The organism is Pseudomonas oleovorans subsp. oleovorans (assembly GCF_002197815.1).
In the GTDB taxonomy this organism is placed as follows: Bacteria; Pseudomonadota; Gammaproteobacteria; order Pseudomonadales; family Pseudomonadaceae; genus Aquipseudomonas; species Aquipseudomonas oleovorans.
In genome coordinates, this window is the sequence record NZ_NIUB01000074.1 from 1 (window position 1) to 4106 (window position 4106).

Consider the following 4106-nt stretch of genomic DNA (forward strand, 5'->3'; position numbering starts at 1 on the left):
ATGCCGTTTGAGTTGCTTGCGGCATTTGACCTGCTCATGGCTGTCGACACCATGAACTTGAAAAACCTGCTTTGCCAAATCCACGCCTATGCGTTTAAGTTTCATGCGGGCTCCCCCTCCGGGATTGTTTGTTTCGTAACCTTCAGTCTGGCGCAATGACGCCGTAGGAGGGAGGAGTCCATCTCATTGGGCTACCGACGTAACGGGCTACCGACGTAACGCGACCTCGTCGAGTACGGTGCTATGTGGGCCGAAGCTGCGCTCGGTGATGCTCCAGCCGCCATTCTGTTTGAGGTTCAGCACCGTGCTGGCGCGAGTGCCGTAGGTGGCGCTGGCGATAAACACACTCGACAGCAGGCGCTCCGTGGCCAGTCCTACGCCAGTGTCCGGCAGCAGGTGGTCGGCTGGCTGGCTGCTGTCGCTCAGCATCTCAAGCAAGTCCTCATCCACCCCATCGATGCGCTCACTCAACGCATCTCTGGCGCGCAGCAGCTTCGGCCAGGGCGTGTCGAGGCTGGCGTTGGACAGGCCATATATGCCGCTCTCTAGTTGCCTGGGCTGTCCTTCCTGAGAATTGAAATGCCAGAGCTGTTGAGCATCGCCAACCAGCAGATTGAAGCCGGCATATTCGGTGGCATCGCGCATGATCCTGTCGAGATAGGCCGGCGCCGACTCCTGACCCAGCAAGTAGTCGGCTGTCAGCGCGCCGCGTGAACGCGGGCCGGCTTTCTGCCTGGGATCGCGGATATTGGTCAGCGCCGCGAAGCGGCCTTGCGCGGTAACGCCGAGCCAGGTACCCCCAGCTTGCAGATCGCGACCGGCGAATACGCCAGGTGCATCCGGCCATTCACTCAATGCGGCGCTGGGGCGTGAGTAGAACTCGTCGCGATTGGCCGCCAGGCGCAGCACCGTCGGGCTTTCGGGCTGCCAGGCGAAGACGATCAGGCACATGCGCATTCCTCCTATGGCGGAGTCTGGCAGGCTAGCGAGCTCAGCCAGGGGCGGCAACCGTTCCGTCGATCCGTGTGCCGTTGAGGAGACATTTCCGCTACCATGCCGCTTTGTTTTTGGGGGTGTCTATGGAGCTGCTGCTCTACCTGGTACTGGGCTCGGCTGCCGGTGTGCTGGCTGGCCTGTTCGGCGTGGGCGGTGGTCTGATCATCGTGCCGGTGCTGGTGCTGAGCTTCACCGCACAGGGTCTGGCAACGGAAATCCTCACTCACCTGGCAGTGGGCACTTCCCTGGCGACGATCATCTTTACCTCGATCAACTCGCTGCTCGAGCATCACCGCAAGGGCGCGGTACGCTGGCCGCTGTTTCGCTGGCTGACTCTGGGTATCCTGCTGGGTGCAGCGCTGGGGGCGCTAACCGCAGCGCTGATCCAGGGGCCTTGGTTGCAGAAGATCATCGGTACCTTCGCTATCATCGTTGCTGCGCAGATGGCGCTGGACCTGAAACCCAAGGCCAGTCGCGGTGTCCCAGGCAAGCCGACATTGACGGTAGCCGGCGGGGTGATCGGTTGGGCTTCGGCGATCTTCGGCATTGGCGGTGGTTCGCTGACCGTGCCCTTTCTGGTCTGGCGCAGCGTGCCGATCCAGCAGGCGGTGGCCACTTCGGCGGCCTGTGGCTTGCCGATCGCCATTGCCGGTGCGCTGAGTTTCATGTTTACCGGTTGGGGGAATCCGAATCTGCCGCCATGGAGCGTCGGTTTCGTGTATCTTCCGGCAGTACTGGGGATCGCCATGACCAGCATGTTCTTTGCCCGTTTGGGGGCGCGTCTGGCTCATCGCCTGTCGCCCCTGTTGCTCAAGCGTCTGTTCGCCCTGCTGCTGCTGAGCGTGGGCCTGAGTTTTTTCATTTAAGGAGTCCTGGATGCTACCTTATCCGCAGATCGACCCGGTGGCCATCGCCCTTGGTCCCCTGAAAATCCACTGGTACGGCCTGATGTACCTGGTCGGTATTGGCGGTGCCTGGTGGCTGGCCTCGCGCCGGCTGGAGCGTTTCGATGCGACCTGGAGTAAGGACAAACTGTCCGATCTGGTGTTCTGGGTGGCCATGGGGGTGATTCTCGGCGGCCGTCTGGGTTACGTGTTCTTCTATGACTTTGCTGCCTATATCGCCGAACCGGCAAAGATTCTGCGGGTCTGGGAAGGCGGCATGTCCTTCCACGGCGGGCTGATCGGGGTGATGCTGGCGACTTGGTGGTTCGGCAAGCGCAACGGCAAAAGCTTCTTCGAGCTGATGGACTTCATCGCACCACTGGTGCCGATTGGCCTGGGTGCCGGACGCATTGGCAACTTTATCAACGCCGAGCTGTGGGGCAAGGCCGCCGATGTGCCCTGGGCGATGGTCTTTCCCACCGACCCCGAGCAACTGGCGCGGCATCCGTCGCAGCTCTACCAGTTCGCCCTGGAAGGCGTGGCGCTGTTCACCATCCTCTGGTTCTATTCGCGTAAACCACGTCCGACCATGGCGGTATCCGGCATGTTCGCCGCCTGTTACGGGGTGTTCCGCTTCATCGTCGAATTCGTCCGTGTGCCGGATGCCCAGCTGGGCTACCTGGCCTGGGACTGGCTGACCATGGGGCAGGTTCTCTGCCTGCCGATGATCCTCGGTGGCATCGGCTTGATCGCCTACGCCTACAAGCGCCAGCCCGTTCAACGAGCCGCCTGATGAAACAGTATCTCGACCTGATGCGCCACGTGCGCGAGCACGGCACCTTCAAGGAAGACCGTACCGGTACCGGCACCTACAGCGTGTTCGGCTACCAGATGCGCTTCGACCTGGCCGACGGCTTCCCTCTCGTCACCACCAAGAAGTGCCACCTGCGTTCGATCATCCACGAGTTGCTGTGGTTTCTGCAGGGTGACACCAACATCAAGTACCTCAAGGACAACGGTGTCAGCATCTGGGATGAATGGGCCGACGAGAATGGTGACCTCGGCCCAGTCTACGGCTACCAGTGGCGCAGTTGGCCGGCGCCCAACGGCGAGTCCATCGACCAGATCGCCAAGCTGATCGAGATGATCAGGAAGAATCCGGATTCGCGCCGCCTGATCGTCTCGGCCTGGAACCCGGCGCTGGTCGAGCAGATGGCCCTGCCACCGTGCCACGCGCTGTTCCAGTTCTATGTGGCGGACGGCAAGCTCAGCTGCCAGCTCTATCAGCGTTCGGCGGACATCTTCCTTGGCGTGCCCTTCAACATCGCCAGCTACGCGCTGCTGACGCTGATGGTGGCGCAGGTGTGCGATCTGCAGCCGGGTGAGTTCATCTGGACCGGCGGTGACTGCCACCTGTACGCCAACCATATCGAGCAGACCGACCTGCAACTGACCCGCCAACCGCTGCCGCTGCCGACCATGAAGCTCAACCCCGAGGTGAAGGATCTGCTGGCCTTCAAATTCGAGGACTTCGAGCTGGTCGGCTACGAGGCGCATCCGCATATCAAGGCGCCGGTGGCCGTCTGAGATGGAAATGCGTGGGCTCTGGTGGGCTAAAGCCCACCCTACGGTCTGTAAGTTCTACTAGGATGTAGGGTGGGCTTCAGCCCACCGCAAACACCGCTCCGCATCATTCCCAATGGACAAAGGATTGCCCATGCCCAACTACCGCCGCGAATGGATTGCCGGTGCTACCTATTTCTTCACGGTCACTCTCGCTGATCGTCGTTCCCGCACACTGGTGGAAGAAATCGCGCTGCTGCGCCAGGTCTACGTCGAGGCCAACAAGCGCATGCCGTTCAAGACCATCGCCATCTGCGTCTTGCCCGATCATCTGCATGCCATATGGGAGCTGCCTGAGGATGATCAGGACTATTCCCTGCGTTGGGCATCGATCAAAAGCCAGTTTTCCCGCGCGCTACCCGCCAGGCCCAACGTCAGCGCCAGCAAATCCAGAAAGCGTGAGAAGGGAATCTGGCAAAGGCGCTTCTGGGAGCACCGTATCCGTGATGAGGAGGATCTCGCGAGGCATGTCGACTACATCCATTTCAACCCGGTGAAGCATGACCTGGTGAGTCAGGTTGGTGACTGGCCATATTCGAGCTTCCATCGATATGTCGCGCGTGGGCTCCTGCCGGCAGATTGGGGTGGGCGGGGCGGTGACGA

At 61.2% G+C, this 4106-nt stretch carries 5 protein-coding genes and 1 pseudogene; 4 read left to right on the top strand and 2 right to left on the bottom strand.

Annotation, left to right across the window (positions count from 1 at the left end; genetic code table 11):
• Nucleotides 1-105 (bottom strand): annotated as a pseudogene (locus PSOLE_RS24050) (IS110 family transposase); the annotation flags it as partial.
• A 102-nt stretch (nt 106-207) separates the two neighbouring features.
• Nucleotides 208-951 (bottom strand): NRDE family protein, encoded by a 744-nt coding sequence (locus PSOLE_RS23175; RefSeq protein WP_003464088.1) that lies wholly within the window; start codon nt 949-951, stop codon nt 208-210.
• 128 nt (nt 952-1079) lie between these two features.
• On the opposite strand from PSOLE_RS23175, the gene PSOLE_RS23180 reads away from it, so the two are divergent.
• The 4 genes from PSOLE_RS23180 to PSOLE_RS23195 form a co-directional block, all read left to right on the top strand.
• Nucleotides 1080-1862, top strand: coding sequence for a sulfite exporter TauE/SafE family protein (locus tag PSOLE_RS23180; RefSeq protein ID WP_003464085.1), 783 nt, complete (start codon nt 1080-1082; stop codon nt 1860-1862).
• Between the two features lie 10 nt (nt 1863-1872).
• Entirely contained in the window at nt 1873-2673 is an 801-nt protein-coding gene (gene lgt / locus PSOLE_RS23185; RefSeq protein ID WP_003464080.1) for a prolipoprotein diacylglyceryl transferase, read from the top strand.
• Nucleotides 2673-3467 (top strand): thymidylate synthase, encoded by a 795-nt coding sequence (locus PSOLE_RS23190; RefSeq protein ID WP_003464077.1) that lies wholly within the window; start codon nt 2673-2675, stop codon nt 3465-3467. Before lgt ends, PSOLE_RS23190 begins: the two co-directional genes overlap by 1 nt.
• Nucleotides 3468-3597: 130 nt before the next feature.
• The coding region (locus PSOLE_RS23195) for an REP-associated tyrosine transposase (protein WP_088339361.1) at nt 3598-4106 on the top strand (509 nt) is incomplete at its 3' end.